This is a genomic window from Photobacterium sp. 270122K (assembly GCF_059941365.1).
Genome location: NZ_JBPOEN010000001.1, coordinates 591,332 through 604,649, shown reverse-complemented (window position 1 = coordinate 604,649; position 13,318 = coordinate 591,332). Strand labels below are relative to the sequence as shown.

General features: G+C 50.4%; 13 protein-coding genes. 6 read left to right on the top strand and 7 right to left on the bottom strand.

Features of this window, described 5'->3' with window-relative positions; genetic code table 11:
• Positions 1-55: 55 nt before the first annotated feature.
• The 3 genes from ACSF8W_RS02715 to ACSF8W_RS02705 form a co-directional block, all read right to left on the bottom strand.
• Positions 56-304 (bottom strand): thioredoxin family protein, encoded by a 249-nt coding sequence (locus ACSF8W_RS02715; RefSeq protein WP_500844805.1) that lies wholly within the window; start codon positions 302-304, stop codon positions 56-58.
• Positions 305-337: 33 nt separating this feature from the next.
• A complete protein-coding gene (locus ACSF8W_RS02710) occupies positions 338-1,324 on the bottom strand; it encodes a permease (RefSeq protein WP_500844803.1) in 987 nt (328 codons plus the stop codon).
• 69 nt (positions 1,325-1,393) lie between these two features.
• Entirely contained in the window at positions 1,394-2,323 is a 930-nt protein-coding gene (locus ACSF8W_RS02705) for a LysR family transcriptional regulator (RefSeq protein ID WP_500844801.1), read from the bottom strand.
• Positions 2,324-2,471: 148 nt separating this feature from the next.
• Here ACSF8W_RS02705 and ACSF8W_RS02700 point away from each other — a divergent pair, with 148 nt between their 5' ends.
• Together ACSF8W_RS02700 and ACSF8W_RS02695 are read left to right on the top strand one after the other, a co-directional pair.
• Positions 2,472-2,714, top strand: coding sequence for a DUF2798 domain-containing protein (locus tag ACSF8W_RS02700; RefSeq protein WP_500844799.1), 243 nt, complete (start codon positions 2,472-2,474; stop codon positions 2,712-2,714).
• Positions 2,715-2,807: 93 nt separating this feature from the next.
• Positions 2,808-3,359 carry a carboxymuconolactone decarboxylase family protein gene (locus ACSF8W_RS02695; protein WP_500844798.1) on the top strand — a complete coding sequence of 184 codons (552 nt, stop codon included), beginning with the start codon at positions 2,808-2,810 and terminating at the stop codon, positions 3,357-3,359.
• 112 nt (positions 3,360-3,471) lie between these two features.
• On the opposite strand, the gene ACSF8W_RS02690 is transcribed toward ACSF8W_RS02695, so the two are convergent.
• From ACSF8W_RS02690 to ACSF8W_RS02675, 4 genes are all read right to left on the bottom strand, one after another.
• Entirely contained in the window at positions 3,472-4,470 is a 999-nt protein-coding gene (locus ACSF8W_RS02690) for a hypothetical protein (protein WP_500844796.1), read from the bottom strand.
• A gap of 166 nt (positions 4,471-4,636) precedes the next feature.
• Positions 4,637-4,894, bottom strand: coding sequence for a YjhX family toxin (locus ACSF8W_RS02685; protein ID WP_500844794.1), 258 nt, complete (start codon positions 4,892-4,894; stop codon positions 4,637-4,639).
• A gap of 57 nt (positions 4,895-4,951) precedes the next feature.
• Positions 4,952-5,458, bottom strand: a complete 507-nt coding sequence (locus tag ACSF8W_RS02680) for a GNAT family N-acetyltransferase (protein WP_500844793.1) — start codon at positions 5,456-5,458, stop codon at positions 4,952-4,954.
• A gap of 92 nt (positions 5,459-5,550) precedes the next feature.
• Complete coding sequence (locus ACSF8W_RS02675) at positions 5,551-6,096, bottom strand: TetR/AcrR family transcriptional regulator (RefSeq protein ID WP_500844791.1); 546 nt, start codon at positions 6,094-6,096, stop codon at positions 5,551-5,553.
• Positions 6,097-6,429: 333 nt separating this feature from the next.
• On the opposite strand from ACSF8W_RS02675, the gene gshA reads away from it, so the two are divergent.
• From gshA to ACSF8W_RS02655, 4 genes are all read left to right on the top strand, one after another.
• The gene (gshA, locus tag ACSF8W_RS02670) at positions 6,430-8,052 is read left to right on the top strand and encodes a glutamate--cysteine ligase (RefSeq protein WP_500844789.1); all 1,623 of its coding nucleotides are present in this window, start codon (positions 6,430-6,432) and stop codon (positions 8,050-8,052) included.
• An 8-nt stretch (positions 8,053-8,060) separates the two neighbouring features.
• Positions 8,061-9,869 carry an ABC transporter ATP-binding protein gene (locus ACSF8W_RS02665; RefSeq protein ID WP_500844788.1) on the top strand — a complete coding sequence of 603 codons (1,809 nt, stop codon included), beginning with the start codon at positions 8,061-8,063 and terminating at the stop codon, positions 9,867-9,869.
• An 85-nt stretch (positions 9,870-9,954) separates the two neighbouring features.
• Positions 9,955-11,790, top strand: coding sequence for an ABC transporter ATP-binding protein (locus ACSF8W_RS02660; RefSeq protein WP_500844996.1), 1,836 nt, complete (start codon positions 9,955-9,957; stop codon positions 11,788-11,790).
• The gene (locus ACSF8W_RS02655; protein ID WP_500844786.1) at positions 11,756-13,270 is read left to right on the top strand and encodes a glutathione synthase; all 1,515 of its coding nucleotides are present in this window, start codon (positions 11,756-11,758) and stop codon (positions 13,268-13,270) included. The genes ACSF8W_RS02660 and ACSF8W_RS02655 overlap by 35 nt, the downstream gene beginning before the upstream one ends.
• The last annotated feature ends 48 nt before the right edge of the window (positions 13,271-13,318 follow it).

Below are 13,318 nucleotides of genomic sequence, written 5' to 3'. Positions count from 1 at the left end.
ATCCGTCGCGCGTACTCATTCCCCAAAAAGCACGCGCGACGCGCTTTTCGTGCCTTTACGCTACAACATCTTCTTTGAGTAAATCGCGAACCAGATCAACAGATGGCACCGACCCCGTGTGTTTTAATTCGCCATCAATCGCGATACCCGGTGTGCTCATAATGCCCGCTTTCATGATGGCTTCTAAGCGGGTGACTTTTTCAATGCTGACTTGTTGCCCTAGTTCTTGCGCAACCTCGGCAATACGTTCTGCGGTGACGATGCAGTTCTTACAACCAGAACCATAAACTTGAATGCTTTTCATATCAGACTCCTGTGAGCATTTGCTCTGCTGTGATTAATAGAAGAAGTTAAACAACCAACCGGTGATGGAAATCGCCACCAGCAAGTAACCTGCTATTGCGGTGAGTAATCGGTATTGCATCACTTGTTTGAGCATCATGAATTCAGGCAAGCTTACGGCGACCGCTCCCATGCAAAACGCAAGGGTGGTGCCAAGCGGCATGCCTTTGTCTATTAATGACGCCATGATGGGCACGATACCCGTTGCGTTGGTGTAAATCGGAATGGCACTGAGCGTGGCGAGGGGGACGGTCCACCATTGTCCGTGTGCTAGGTGTTGCTCGAACCAATCAGCCGGCACAAAACCATGAATAAATGCCCCAAGACCCACACCCATAAAGACCCACATCCAAATGCGCTTGAAGATGGTGCTGGTCTTGTTCACGGCAAATTCATGGCGCTGTTTCAACGTCATTGGCGGTGATTCAATCGCCGTTTGCGGCTGCGCATCTAATTCATGGGCTTGTTGATACGCTTTGGCAAGGAAGGGCTGTAACCATCGGTGTGCCTGCAACGTATCCATCAGCAAGCCTGCAACTATGCCGAGCAGCATGCCAATGGCGACGTACATGAGGGTGAATTTCAGCCCAAGGACACTGCCAAGCATGATGACCACCACCTCATTGATCAAAGGTGAGGTAATAAGAAATGCGATGGTCACACCAATAGGAATGCGCGCAGAGACAAAGCCCATGAACAGAGGAATAGAACTGCATGAGCAAAACGGGGTAATGGCACCAAATAGAGAGCCTAGAAAATAACCCACACCGCGATGCTTGCCTTGTAGATATTGGCGAACGTTGTCCACACTCAAGCTGGCTCTCAGTGCGGAGATGACATAAATCAATACGATCAGTAAGACGAGGATCTTACTGGTGTCTTCGATAAAGAAATGCACGCCTTTTGCCATTGAAGTGCTGGCTTCCAAGTGGAAAATGGAATATGTCAGCCAGTCGGCAAAATGGGTAAAAACGTCCAACATAGTGGCATCCTCTAATGATTTACCTCTAACACGTTTGAGGTTGTGAAAGGATGCAGAATTTTTTGTCTTCTACGATGATGGATCCCGAACTGAATGAATCGAAGCCAAAAATTGAGCCGATTGCCCAAAGCGCTCAAAAATCATATCTTTAAAGGCAACGACTCGGGTCGCAATCAGTTTTCTGTCCGCCCATACCAAGAATGCCTTGCCCGTTGGACATTCAATCGCTGGCAATACCTCTACTAGCTCTTTTCTTTCAGCAAACGGTTCAAAGGCTGCTCTTGGCATCATACAGATCCCTGCGCCTGCCCGTGTCGCATCAATATTTAGGCGCAAACTACTGATGGAGTATCGCGGCTGATAAGGAATGCGGATCGCTTTGCTGTCTTCTTTGAGGTCCCAGTAGGGCAGGTTATTTCCAGAGAGGAGTTGATGGTGAATCAAGTCTTCGGCGTGTTCTGGCTGACCATGCTTTTCAATATAGCTTGGCGCTGCCGCCAGCATTAAAGGCGACTCAAACAATTGGCGCTGCACTAAATGGCTTGCATGAGGCGGGGTTGTCACAATCGCCAGATCTATTTGCTCATCAAAGAAACGTTCTGTACCTGCACTAAATTGGATGGTGACAGAAACCTCAGGATGAAGCTGCATAAACGCAATAGCCATTTTTTGCAGGAAGTTATCAGCAAAGGGTTCTGGGCAAGAAACCCGGATCTCACCTGTTAATACGGGCTGACTATTAGAAAGCTGTGTCCATTCATCATTAAGCTGCATAAATAGGGCTGCGAAGCGTTGGTAGTATTCATCACCTGCCGTAGTGAGCTGAAACTGCTTAGCATTGCGATGAACTAATTTTTCGCCCAGTTTGTCTTCAAGACTTGCGACAGCCCTTGATAGCGTTGGGGCTGAAACGTGGGTTTTAAGGCTCGCTGCTGCAAAACCGCCGCACTCGACAGATTGGCAAAATAGGTAAAGGTTGGAGATGTCTTTGGCTTTCATATTTGATCACCCTTGAGGATTACACGTGGAGTTAATCATTCAAATATGAAAGATTCAAGTTCAATACTGTCTGTTTTTGATTGCTACGTTCGGGACTACTATTACCTCATCAGATAGCCAATCGCAGTTAAGTACATGAGAGAGCATCATGAAGAAGTTTCCGCGCAAGTTCCAATATCCACTCATGGTTTCTATGGTTCTACCGACTATGCTTTTGAGCATGCCCGCAATCATGGTGACTAAAACGCTGCCAGCAAACGGAGTGTTCTTCGATGCATGGCTAAACGCAGTGTCACAAATGGTGCCATCTGCATTGTTAGTGTTAGCGCTTGTGGCACCAACGGTTCGTTTGTTTGTAACCAAGGTGCTTCTAGAGCCAGAAGTAAAATAAATATCCCCGTCATACTGAAGTCACAGCTTGGTTAACTGCGTCAACGCCACTTATTTTGGCGATGAGTCAGTCATAGAGAATAGGAAAGAGAAAATGATCGAATTTAAACGACATACTGTTGAGTCTGCACCTGAAAAGAGCAAAGCAATCCTTGAAGGCGCACAAAAGCAAATGGGTATGGTTCCGGGTCTTTATGCTGTAATGGCTGAGTCTCCTCAAATCCTAACCGCGTACACGCAACTGCATCAGCAATTTACGCATACATCATTCGATGCTGAAGAACTCACCGTGGTATGGCAAACCATCAATGTTGAGCACGAATGTCATTATTGCGTGCCTGCACACACAGGTATTGCGCATTCAATGAAGGTTGATCCCGCACTGACTGAAGCGTTGCGTAACGATGAAGCCATGCCAACAGAAAAGCTGCAAGCACTTAAAGATTTCACCCTTGCTGTAGTGCGTGAGCGTGGCAACGTATCAGAAGCAGACTTAGCCGCATTTTTCGCAGCAGGCTACGGTCAACAGCAGGTACTGGAAGTGATCCTTGGGCTATCGCAAAAAGTGATCAGCAACTACGTAAACCATATTGCTCATACACCTGTAGACAAGGTATTTGAAAAGTTTGCTTGGTCTAAAAAATAATCCAACGGTCAAAACACGCTTGAGCGAGCTATGTAAGCTCGCTCATTTTTTTGCTCAGTGTGCGTTTAGATATCGGTTCACTATGCGGATGAAAATACATCATCGACGAACGCTATTTGACCTCATACCTAAAGAGGACTTCATTATCTAACACAACGTTGGTTGACCAGATAAAGTTGGCACCGGCACCGCTGAATTTTTCAATGAAGTTCATGTAAGACTTTTTGTTATTTACACCGATCTCATCTTCTGAATATTGCGTTGCGCGAGGCCATGCGCTTGCATCAAAGGTTGTATTCATCCAGTTTGTTGGCGTTTCCCAGTGAGCGGCATAAGCATTCTCACCATTATCTTTCCCCTCCGTTGTGCAAGAGCTGGATAACCGCTGTTTTTCAAGGTGGGGGCCATCCACTTCACGTAAGCAGGATAAATCGTAAATAGGCGAGGTATAAAACGTTTGGGCTTGCCAGTCAGCGCTTGTTACCGTTCCATCGCTAAAGCTTGCGATAAAGCCACCATCGCCAGGGTGGTATGCTTTGCCACGGTTATTTTCTGTGCCCAAGCCTAAATTTTCTTCCCAATCAATGACTTTTACTGCAATCGTATAAGGTCTCTTTACCTTGAACTTTACAATACTCGCGTTAAATGGCGTGAATGGTACGGTGTCTACCGCGATAAGCTGACCATTGATGTATAACTCAAAATAATTGTCAGCGAAAATATACCCCGTGATTTCATCACCGTCAGGATCTATCACGGCAACAGGTACCGCGTCTTTATTTACATCATCCAGACCGTTGGGGGTGATGTTGGCGCATTCTTCATACAAGTCGAAGGCTTTCGGTGCCGTGGCAAAATGGTTTTTAGCCGGAACCGTCCATACCTTTCCTTCTGAATCGGTAATTTCACCGATACCCGCCGCTCGGCTGCGCCCATTTTCACACTCAAAAAGATTTGCCGTTACTGTTTTGGCGATGCCTTGAGTAATGCTTGCTGTCCCGTGGTAATCGCTGGTGTTAGTGCTTGATGGGATGCTCGGTTCTGGTGAGCACCCGATCGCGAAAAAAATGACAGAGGAAAGGACGAGCGCTTGATTGCTTTTTGTGGCCATTGTCAGAATATCCGTAGAGGGGAATGGTATCAGCGTAGTTGTAATGTGAAGTTAATACAATTAAGCCGCACCCCATACTTCTGTGTGAAAAGTCTACATATAATAACGGCTTAACTGTCAAAAAATGTAAGAGACCGCAAAGAACAGTAAAAATGTGTGGGGGGATTCAGCGTTGAAACATTTGTGATTTAACTGAAGATGCACCTAATGCGGTAATTCGGTACGGCGCACTGTTTTTCGAACGGATCAGCTTTTTGTTTTTCAACCGCTGGAATATCTCGACGGTGCAATCTGCCAAGATATGGCCTTCGCGGGAAAAATAAGCTATCTCGTTTATTTTACTACTGCCGTTTCTTGAGTATTGAATTTCTCCGCCTAATGCGAGTACGTGCAACACTCTTTGTTCGTGTTTTGATAGGTTCATTGTGGTTATTCTCAATGTCAGACTGAAAGGGCAAAACATTGCCCTTTCAGTGATTAATTACACTTGTTCACTCGGGTGGCCCCACATCAACGGCGAGGCATACGGGCCTTTCAGCGACGAGGTAGATTCACCGACGTTATCGAGCGCGCCTGGGGTTAATTCTCTGGCGAACCAGCACTCTAAAGGTGCGAGTGTTTTCACCGGTGGCAGCACGTTGTGCGGTGTGTTGTAGCGGTTCCCGTAATGGAAGGGTTCGCCCATCACAAAGATCACATCGGCATCTAACTCACGTTCTGCTTGCTCCATTAAGCGTGTTGCATAACCCTTCCCTTGGTACTCAGGAAGGACCGCCAGCGGAGCCAATACGTAACACTTTAAATGTGGTGCGGCATCAATGGTGATGGGGGTGTAGCAAGCGTGTGCCACGCCGTCATACACAATGGAATAGCTGCCGTCTGCAATCAGATCATCGGCAAACTCGGCATACAATTTTGCATGTCGTTCATCGTAAAGACCGCCTGCGTTTGCGAATGCTTCATATTGAATGTGGTAAGGCGTATTCATTTCTTCTCTCTTTTGTAATTAAAACCGACTGGTCGGTCGGTGATTTAGGTTTAAAAAAATCACGCATTGGGTGATGCGTGATTTTTACGAAATTAGCAGTATTTCTTAATGAATTCTTGCTTGATTTCGTTGATTGGAAAATCGTCATTAAGCAGATAATTCATGGCGATACCATCAATCTCTGCAATAAACATTTTCGTGATGACCGAGGGATTGTCATGCCCAAGCGCACGAAATACCTCTTCTGTTGAGGTTTGCAACCCTTGGTATCTTTCATCAATCAAGTCAACAACGATAGAGCGAGTAGTTGGATGGACCATGACACTGAAGTTAAATTGATACATCTTTCGGTGTTCAGGCTTGGTCATCCCATCAAAGATCGAATTGATCAATGCCTCCATGCGAATGTCATTCACATCAATATCGGCATCTTGTTGATCGGCTTCTTCAATGACAGAAGTGATATGAACGAACACTTCCCTTAGCAGGTCATTTTTATTCTTGAAGTGATGAAACACCAATCCCTTAGAAACCTCAGCTTCTTCACAGATCAATGAAATAGGCGTTTTCTCGAAACCTTTCTCAGAAAATAATCGAGTCGCGACTTCAATAATATGGTGTCTTTTGTCCATCGTCATCACATGTCTCACATCGGCTGACCGTTCGGTCGGTTTGTAATTTAGGGATCCGCCCCTATGTTGTCAAGCAGTTTAATCGCCTTTTCTTTGGTGGCAATGCTGGATACCCATTTTCAGCCAACGTAGCGTTCCACAGCACCGTTTGCTCTTCCGCTCCTACTCGCCCCTAAAAACTCACCCCTCGTCCCTGCTCTTAAACTTTTTCACCTTTTCTTTCGTCTTTTTCCGTCCCCATACGTCTTACAGAGATTGAACACCACCACAAACAGCGATGGGGCCAGCAATCGGGCTTGGTTCTCATCGCTGTTTGCGTGAAGAGCGAAGAAAAAGAACATGCAACAAGCAATCACTTCTGATGCGCCGGTCGCGGCGACTGTGTCTCTAACAACGTCAGCACCCGTTACACTTACAGCGGATTTGGCCGCCACCCTGACAGGTATTCGTCGTGGGATTGAAAAAGAAGGGATCCGCGCCACGGCTGCGGCAACATTGTCTGATCAGCCACACCCGCAGGCATTAGGGGCGGCGTTAACCCACCCGTATATCACCACTGATTTTGCCGAAGCGCAGTTAGAGCTGATCACTCCGGCAGAAACCGACAAGCAAAAGACGTTCGCGTTTTTGACTGCCTTGCACCACACCGTGGCAAAACAACTGCCGGAAGGGGAGGTGCTGTGGGGCGCAAGTTTCCCGCCGCGCCTGCCGGACGAGTCGGCGATCACCATTGCCGATTTCGGCCTGTCCAATGCGGGGCGGTTGAAAAAACTGTACCGTCAGGGCCTGGCGAACCGTTATGGTCGCCGCATGCAAACCGTGTCGGGTATTCACTATAACTTCTCGTTGCCAGAGGCGTTCTGGCAGCAGCTGCATCAGCAAACGGGCAGTGAACTGTCGTTATCGGCGTTTATTTCCAGCCGTTATTTCCACCTTATCCGTAACGTACTGCGTCACGGTTGGGTGGTGCCGTATCTGTTTGGTGCCTCACCCGCACTAGATAGCAGTTACTTGGCAGGGCGTGAACATCCGTTGCTGGCGTTGGATGACGAGACGTTTTACCTGCCGTGGGCAACTTCTCTGCGTTTAAGCAATCTGGGCTATGGCAGCAGCGAGCAATCGCAGCATGCGATCAGCTATAACAACAAAGCCGCTTACCTGAATGATTTGTATCGTCTGCTGACCCTGCAAAGTGACGGCTATGCGGGTATTGATGCGGGCGAGCAGGTGAATACGTCTGTCCTGCAAATGGAAAATGAGCTGTACGGCGCGATTCGTCCGAAAATCGTGAGTGAAGACTTACGTCCGTTGTATGCCATGTGTCGCAAAGGGGTGGAATACGTTGAGCTGCGCAGTGTGGACAACAACCCGTACCTGCCGCTGGGACTGGATGAAACGCAAAGTCACTTCCTCGATGTGTTCTTAACCTATTGTGCACTGGCACCGAGTCCGAAATTGTTGCCAGAAGAAATGGCGATTATCCAGTTACGTCAGGAGTTAGTGGCGACAGAAGGCCGTAAACCGGGGTTGATGTTGCCAACGGTAGACGGCGCACAGCCATTGGTGGCAATGGGCGAGCAGCTGCTTGCGGCGATGCAACCTCTCGCAGCGGCATTAGATAGCACTTTCGGTATTAGTGCTGATGGCGTGCCAGAAGCCGGTTATCAAAGCAGCCTGCAACGTCAGCAAGATAAGTTTGCAGACAGTACGCTGACCCCGTCGGCACAACTGTTGGCGGATCTTCAGCGTCATGGTGTAAGCTATCGCACTTTTGTGTTGCAGTTGGCTCAACAGCATCACACCTTTTTGCAGCATATTGCCGTAGAAACGGACGATGTTGTGCAATTACAGGCTTTGGCCGTCTCATCTATTGCGGCGCAGCAACAAAAAGAAGCGCAAGACACCTTGAGCTTTGACGATTTCTTGCGAGAGAAAAACACCCTATCTAGCACCTGTGAGTAACCTCCGTTATGGAATTTCTGTGGAAATTACGCGGCTACATGAAAATGTTTGCCCGACGTTATTTTATTGCCTTTGTCGGGCTGCAGGCGGTCGCCCTGCTGAACCTGATGCCACCGTGGTTGATTGGCCGCATTGTTGATGCCATCAGTCACGATACGTTAACCCGCTCTTTCTTATTGACCCACCTGCTGGGCATTTTTGTGGCGGTGCTGGCGATGTATGGTCTGCGCTATGTGTGGCAGAACCAGTTATATGGTGCATCGGTGGGATTAACGCGGGTGATCCGCAGCCAGTTGTTTGCCCACCTGAGCCTGTTGTCGCCGGCGTTTTATGGCAAGCACAGCCCGGGTGATGTCATGGCCCATGCCACCAACGATTTGAACGCGGTGGAGCAGGCAGCAGGCGGCGGTGTGATGACCATGGTTGACTCGCTGATCGCGGGTTTGACCGTCATTTTCGGCATGATTTTTGTGGTCAGCGGCCACTTAACCGCGGTGGCGTTATTGCCGTTCCCGTTGTTGGTGTGGGTGACCCGTAAATACGGCGTGCGTGTGCAGCAGTCGTTTGGCCGTGCGCAGGCCGCGTTTTCGCATCTGAACGAAGAAGCGCGTGACACGGTGTCAGGCATTGTGACGGTGCGCTCGCACGCGTTGGAAGCCCGCCAGCAGCAGCGTTTTGAAAAAGCACTGGATGACACGCTAGAAGCGAACGTGGCGGTGTCGAAAGTGGACTCCTTGTTTGGCCCGACCATTCAGATGATTTACGGCACCTCGTTTGTGATCACGCTGGGTTACGGTGCGTGGTTGATCAGCCAAGGGCTGATCACCGTGGGCTTGTTCACCAGCTTTACTCTGTATCTGGCGCAATTGCTGGGGCCATTCATGCAGTTTGGTTGGCAGTTCAGCATTTTCCAGCGCGGGAATACCTCGTGGGATCGTCTGGAGAAACTGTTTGCGGAACAACCAGCAGTGACTGAAGGCGAGCACACCTTGCCAGCCAATACGCCGAAGGTAATCGAGATGCAGATCAACCGTTTTGCCTATCCAGACAATGCACACGCGGCATTGGACAATGTGGCGTTTTCGGTGCCAGCGGGTGGCTTGGTGGGCATTACCGGCCCGACCGGTGGCGGCAAGAGTACGCTTTTCAGTTTGCTGTTGCGCCAATATGGCCTGACGGATGACACCTCACGCATTACGCTCGGCGGGATCTCGACCGACAGCCTGACGTTCTCGTCACTGCGCGGCACCATGGCGTGGGTACCGCAAAAGCCATTGTTGTTTACGGGCACCATTGCGGAAAACATCGCGATGGGCAAACCGGATGCGTCGATGGAGGCCATCATGCATGCCGCTGACATGGCCGGTATCAAAGAAGAAATCGAGGCGATGAAAGACGGCTTCCAGACCGCGCTGAGTGAAAACGGCGGCAACTTGTCTGGCGGTCAGAAGCAGCGCATCACCTTGGCCCGTGCCTTGTTAGTGGATGCTGACATTTTGTTGCTGGACGATCCGTTCAGTGCGTTAGACATGAAAACCGAAGCCCGTGTGCGTCATAACCTGAGCACCCATTATGGCGATAAAACTGTAATGCTGATCACCCAGCGTCTGCCAAACCTGTATGGCGCGGATCATATTTTGGTATTGGAAGAAGGCCGCATTGCAGAGCAGGGCAGCCACAAAGCCTTAATGGAAAATCAAGGCTGGTATGCCACGGTGTATCAGCGTCAGAACCAATTGAGTCATCCGTCATCAGCCGCTGTTTCGACGACGACAACGGATACGGACTTGGCGGAAGCAGGAGAATGTCATGCCTAATGCTAAACAAAACACTGCACAGGCAGCGACAGCATCTATAAACAAATCGACAAATACATCGAGAAACACATCGAAAAACAAGGGAATGTTTGCCCGCCTGTTTGCCTACTCCTTGCCACACAAAATGCGCTTTATCGCCGCGTTTGCCATGCTGGCGGTGGCGGTGACCGCAGAGATGGCCATTCCGTGGTTAGCCAAGGTGATCATTGATGAGGTGATTGTACCGCAGCAGTTTGAATGGCCACAGTTGCTGATGCTGACCGGTGCCGTGCTTGCGCTGTACTTGTTCTCGGCCACCTTCCAGTTTTTACAGGCATTTTCGTTCCGTCAAGGTGCCTTGCTGGTGGTGAATGACGTTCGTCGTGCGCTGTTTAACCATGTGCTGCGCTTTCCGATCCGCACCTTTGATAACCTGCCATCGGGCAAGTTGGTGTCATACCTGACCAATGACACGGAATCACTGCGTGATATGTACGTCTCGACCGTACCGACGATTTTGCAGGGTACATTGCGTTTGATCGGTATCTTCATCGCGATTGCGCTGTTGGATTGGCGTTTGATGATGCTGAGCTTGGTGCTGATCCCGGTATTGCTGTTGACCATGCACGGTTATCGCACCATTTCGATGCCGATTTTCGACGGCATTCGTCAGCAGGTGAGCAACATCAACAACCAGATCAACGAGTCGCTGCAAGGCATGGCGTTGATTCAGGCATTCCGTCAGGAAGCGACGTTCAAAGATAAATTTGAAGACAGCAATCAGCGTTGGTTTACCTTCCGTACCCGCTCGATTGGCATTGACTGTTTGATGCTGGCGCCGTTCACCCGCTTAGTCGGTGGCTTAGCGACCATCGTGATTGTCGGCTGGTTTGGTCAGGCGTCGATCACCAGTGTGCTGGAAATCGGTACGCTGTACGCCTTCTTGAACTACATCGAGCGTTTCTTTGAACCGTTCCGCATGTTGTCGATGGAACTGCGTAAGCTGCAAGTGGCGACCGTGTCGGCCAAACGCATCTTTGAGTTGTTGGATGATGAAACCGATGTGCTGCACCGCGATGAGCCTGTAACGGCCAATGTGCCAGCCAATGTGTCATTCACTGAGAAGTCATCGACAGCTGCTGACACGATGTTCAGTGCCGCGAGTCATCACAATGACATTGAATTCCGTGATGTCAGCTTTGGGTATGAGCCGGGGCGTAATGCACTGAACAACATTAGCTTTACTGCACAAGGTGGCAAGTTCACGGCGATTGTTGGCCACAGTGGTAGCGGCAAGAGTTCGTTGATCAATATTTTGATGCGTTTTTACCAGCACCAGAGCGGCGACATTTTGATTGGCGGCCTGCCGATCGAATCTTTGCCGAATGCGCAGCTGCGTCAGCGTATCGGTTTGGTGTCGCAGGATCCGTACCTGTTTAACGGCACCTTGCTCGATAACATCGATTTGTCTCACGGTGAGCCAAACGCGGCGGCGGCGATGGAAGCGGCGCGTCAGGTAAAAGCGTCGACCTTCATCGAACGTTTTCCGCAAGGCTATCACCACCAACCGGGTTTCGGCGGGGCGCAGCTGTCAGTGGGTGAGCGTCAGTTGCTGGCATTGGCCCGTGCGCTGACGTACGATCCACCGATTATGTTGCTGGATGAAGCCACGGCGAATATCGACAGTGAATCGGAAGAAGCGGTGAAAGCGGCCATGTCGAACATGCAGCAGGGCCGTACCGTGATTGCGGTGGCGCACCGTTTGTCCACCATCAAACATGCGGATCGCATTGTGGTGATGGATAAAGGACACATTATCCAACAAGGCACGCACGATGAATTGGTAAAGCAAGAGGGCGAGTACCGCGCGCTTTACTTAGCACAAAAAGCAAAAGAAGAAATTGAACATGAAAACAGCCACCTTGGCTTGGCCGTCGCCTGAGCCGATCCCGCCATCGGCAAGTGTGATTGCTGAAGCCAGTGAATGGGCCATGATGCACGGTGTGGCGATCAAAAATCCTGATGGCACCGCGCGTCATTGCCCGTTTAGCTTGGCGCCCATCACCTTGCAGCGTGCGGCGTTTGACCATTTGTTGGCGGTAACGCCGTTGATCAGCCAGTTGATCAGTGCCGTGTCGGAAGACGCGGCGTTTGTGCAATCGGCGCTGCATGATATGGCACAGGCGGATCCGTTTTTTGGCCGTTTGATGGCGTTGCACAAGCAGTTGCACGGTACTGTAGATGCCCCGTTGTCGCCGCCGCGTCAGCCTTTGTTATTGATGCGTACCGATTACATGGACGATCGCCAGCAAGGGGCGAAAGTGATTGAGTTCAACGGCATTGCCGCCGGCATGGGCCCGTTCGGTCAGCGTGCGACTCAGTTGCATGCGTATGTGCAGCAGCAGTGGCCGTCGCTTTATCAAGAATGGGTAGAAAACCCTGCTGCGGTGCCTGCGCCAAATGCGTGTTTGTCTCACTTAGCGGGGGCGATTGCCCAAGCGGCTGAGCAGATCAAAGCCTCATTTGACGAAAGCGGTGCGCCGTTGTTTGTGATGGTGGTGCAGCCGGATGAGGACAATGTTTACGATCAGCATTTGCTGGAAGTAGCCTTGCAGGATTTGGGTGTGCGTACCGTGCGCCGCACCTTTGCTCAGTTAGCGACAGATTTATCGACCGGAGACGGCCAGCGTCTGCTTTTGGCGGGCTTGGGGCCTGTGGATGTGGTGTACCTGCGCGCAGGGTATCAGCCGGAAGATTATTTGGTGCCCGAGAGCTGCGTTGACGGAGATAGGGTTGACCAAGATAGCGAATCGTCGATGTCGATGACCGCGCTCAGCCAGACCCGCGTGTTTATCGAGCAGCACCGTGTGGCGGTGAACGCGACGGTGAGCCAGCAACTGGCGACCAGCAAAGCGATGCAGATGTTATTAACGCGTATGCCAGCCAGCGACTTGACCCATTGGGGCTTGGATTTATCTCAAGCCGAGCAGGTGAAAAGCGTTTTAGCCGCGATGCATCCGATCTCTGCTGACACTGTGGAATGGTTCATGACGCAAGCGGATCCGGCGGCGTGGGTGCTGAAAAACCAAGGGGAAGGCGGCGGTCACTGCGTGTTCGGTGACGATATCGCCAAGACCCTGACGGCCTTACAGCCTGACGAATACGCCGCCTGGGCGCTGATGCAGCGTTTGTATCCGCATGAGCGTGATCGACCTGCATTGGGTGTGCGCAATGGTCAAATGACGGTGGTGGCGGATTTAGTCAGTGAGATTGGCTTGTTCACCGCCCATTTCAACGGCCAGCCAATGACCGCCCAGCAAGGCTATGTCGGGTATTTGGTGCGCAGCAAACCCGCCAAAGAGCACGAAGGCGGCATTCACAGCGGCAAAGGGATCTTGGATTCTATTACGCTGGTGGACTAATTCGTTAGCGGATTAGCTTGCTGATGAATTGAGGTCTTTCATTGTGTT

What these genes read in the sequence shown, in the direction of transcription:
- ACSF8W_RS02660 (WP_500844996.1), top strand. Translation starts at nt 9,955, where the DNA reads ATGTTTGCCCGCCTGTTTGCCTACTCCTTGCCACACAAAATGCGCTTT.
- ACSF8W_RS02690 (WP_500844796.1), bottom strand. Translation starts at nt 4,470, where the DNA reads ATGGCCACAAAAAGCAATCAAGCGCTCGTCCTTTCCTCTGTCATTTTT.
- ACSF8W_RS02695 (WP_500844798.1), top strand. Translation starts at nt 2,808, where the DNA reads ATGATCGAATTTAAACGACATACTGTTGAGTCTGCACCTGAAAAGAGC.
- gshA (WP_500844789.1), top strand. Translation starts at nt 6,430, where the DNA reads ATGCAACAAGCAATCACTTCTGATGCGCCGGTCGCGGCGACTGTGTCT.
- ACSF8W_RS02680 (WP_500844793.1), bottom strand. Translation starts at nt 5,458, where the DNA reads ATGAATACGCCTTACCACATTCAATATGAAGCATTCGCAAACGCAGGC.
- ACSF8W_RS02675 (WP_500844791.1), bottom strand. Translation starts at nt 6,096, where the DNA reads ATGACGATGGACAAAAGACACCATATTATTGAAGTCGCGACTCGATTA.
- ACSF8W_RS02685 (WP_500844794.1), bottom strand. Translation starts at nt 4,894, where the DNA reads ATGAACCTATCAAAACACGAACAAAGAGTGTTGCACGTACTCGCATTA.
- ACSF8W_RS02655 (WP_500844786.1), top strand. Translation starts at nt 11,756, where the DNA reads ATGAAAACAGCCACCTTGGCTTGGCCGTCGCCTGAGCCGATCCCGCCA.
- ACSF8W_RS02715 (WP_500844805.1), bottom strand. Translation starts at nt 304, where the DNA reads ATGAAAAGCATTCAAGTTTATGGTTCTGGTTGTAAGAACTGCATCGTC.
- ACSF8W_RS02665 (WP_500844788.1), top strand. Translation starts at nt 8,061, where the DNA reads ATGGAATTTCTGTGGAAATTACGCGGCTACATGAAAATGTTTGCCCGA.
- ACSF8W_RS02700 (WP_500844799.1), top strand. Translation starts at nt 2,472, where the DNA reads ATGAAGAAGTTTCCGCGCAAGTTCCAATATCCACTCATGGTTTCTATG.
- ACSF8W_RS02705 (WP_500844801.1), bottom strand. Translation starts at nt 2,323, where the DNA reads ATGAAAGCCAAAGACATCTCCAACCTTTACCTATTTTGCCAATCTGTC.
- ACSF8W_RS02710 (WP_500844803.1), bottom strand. Translation starts at nt 1,324, where the DNA reads ATGTTGGACGTTTTTACCCATTTTGCCGACTGGCTGACATATTCCATT.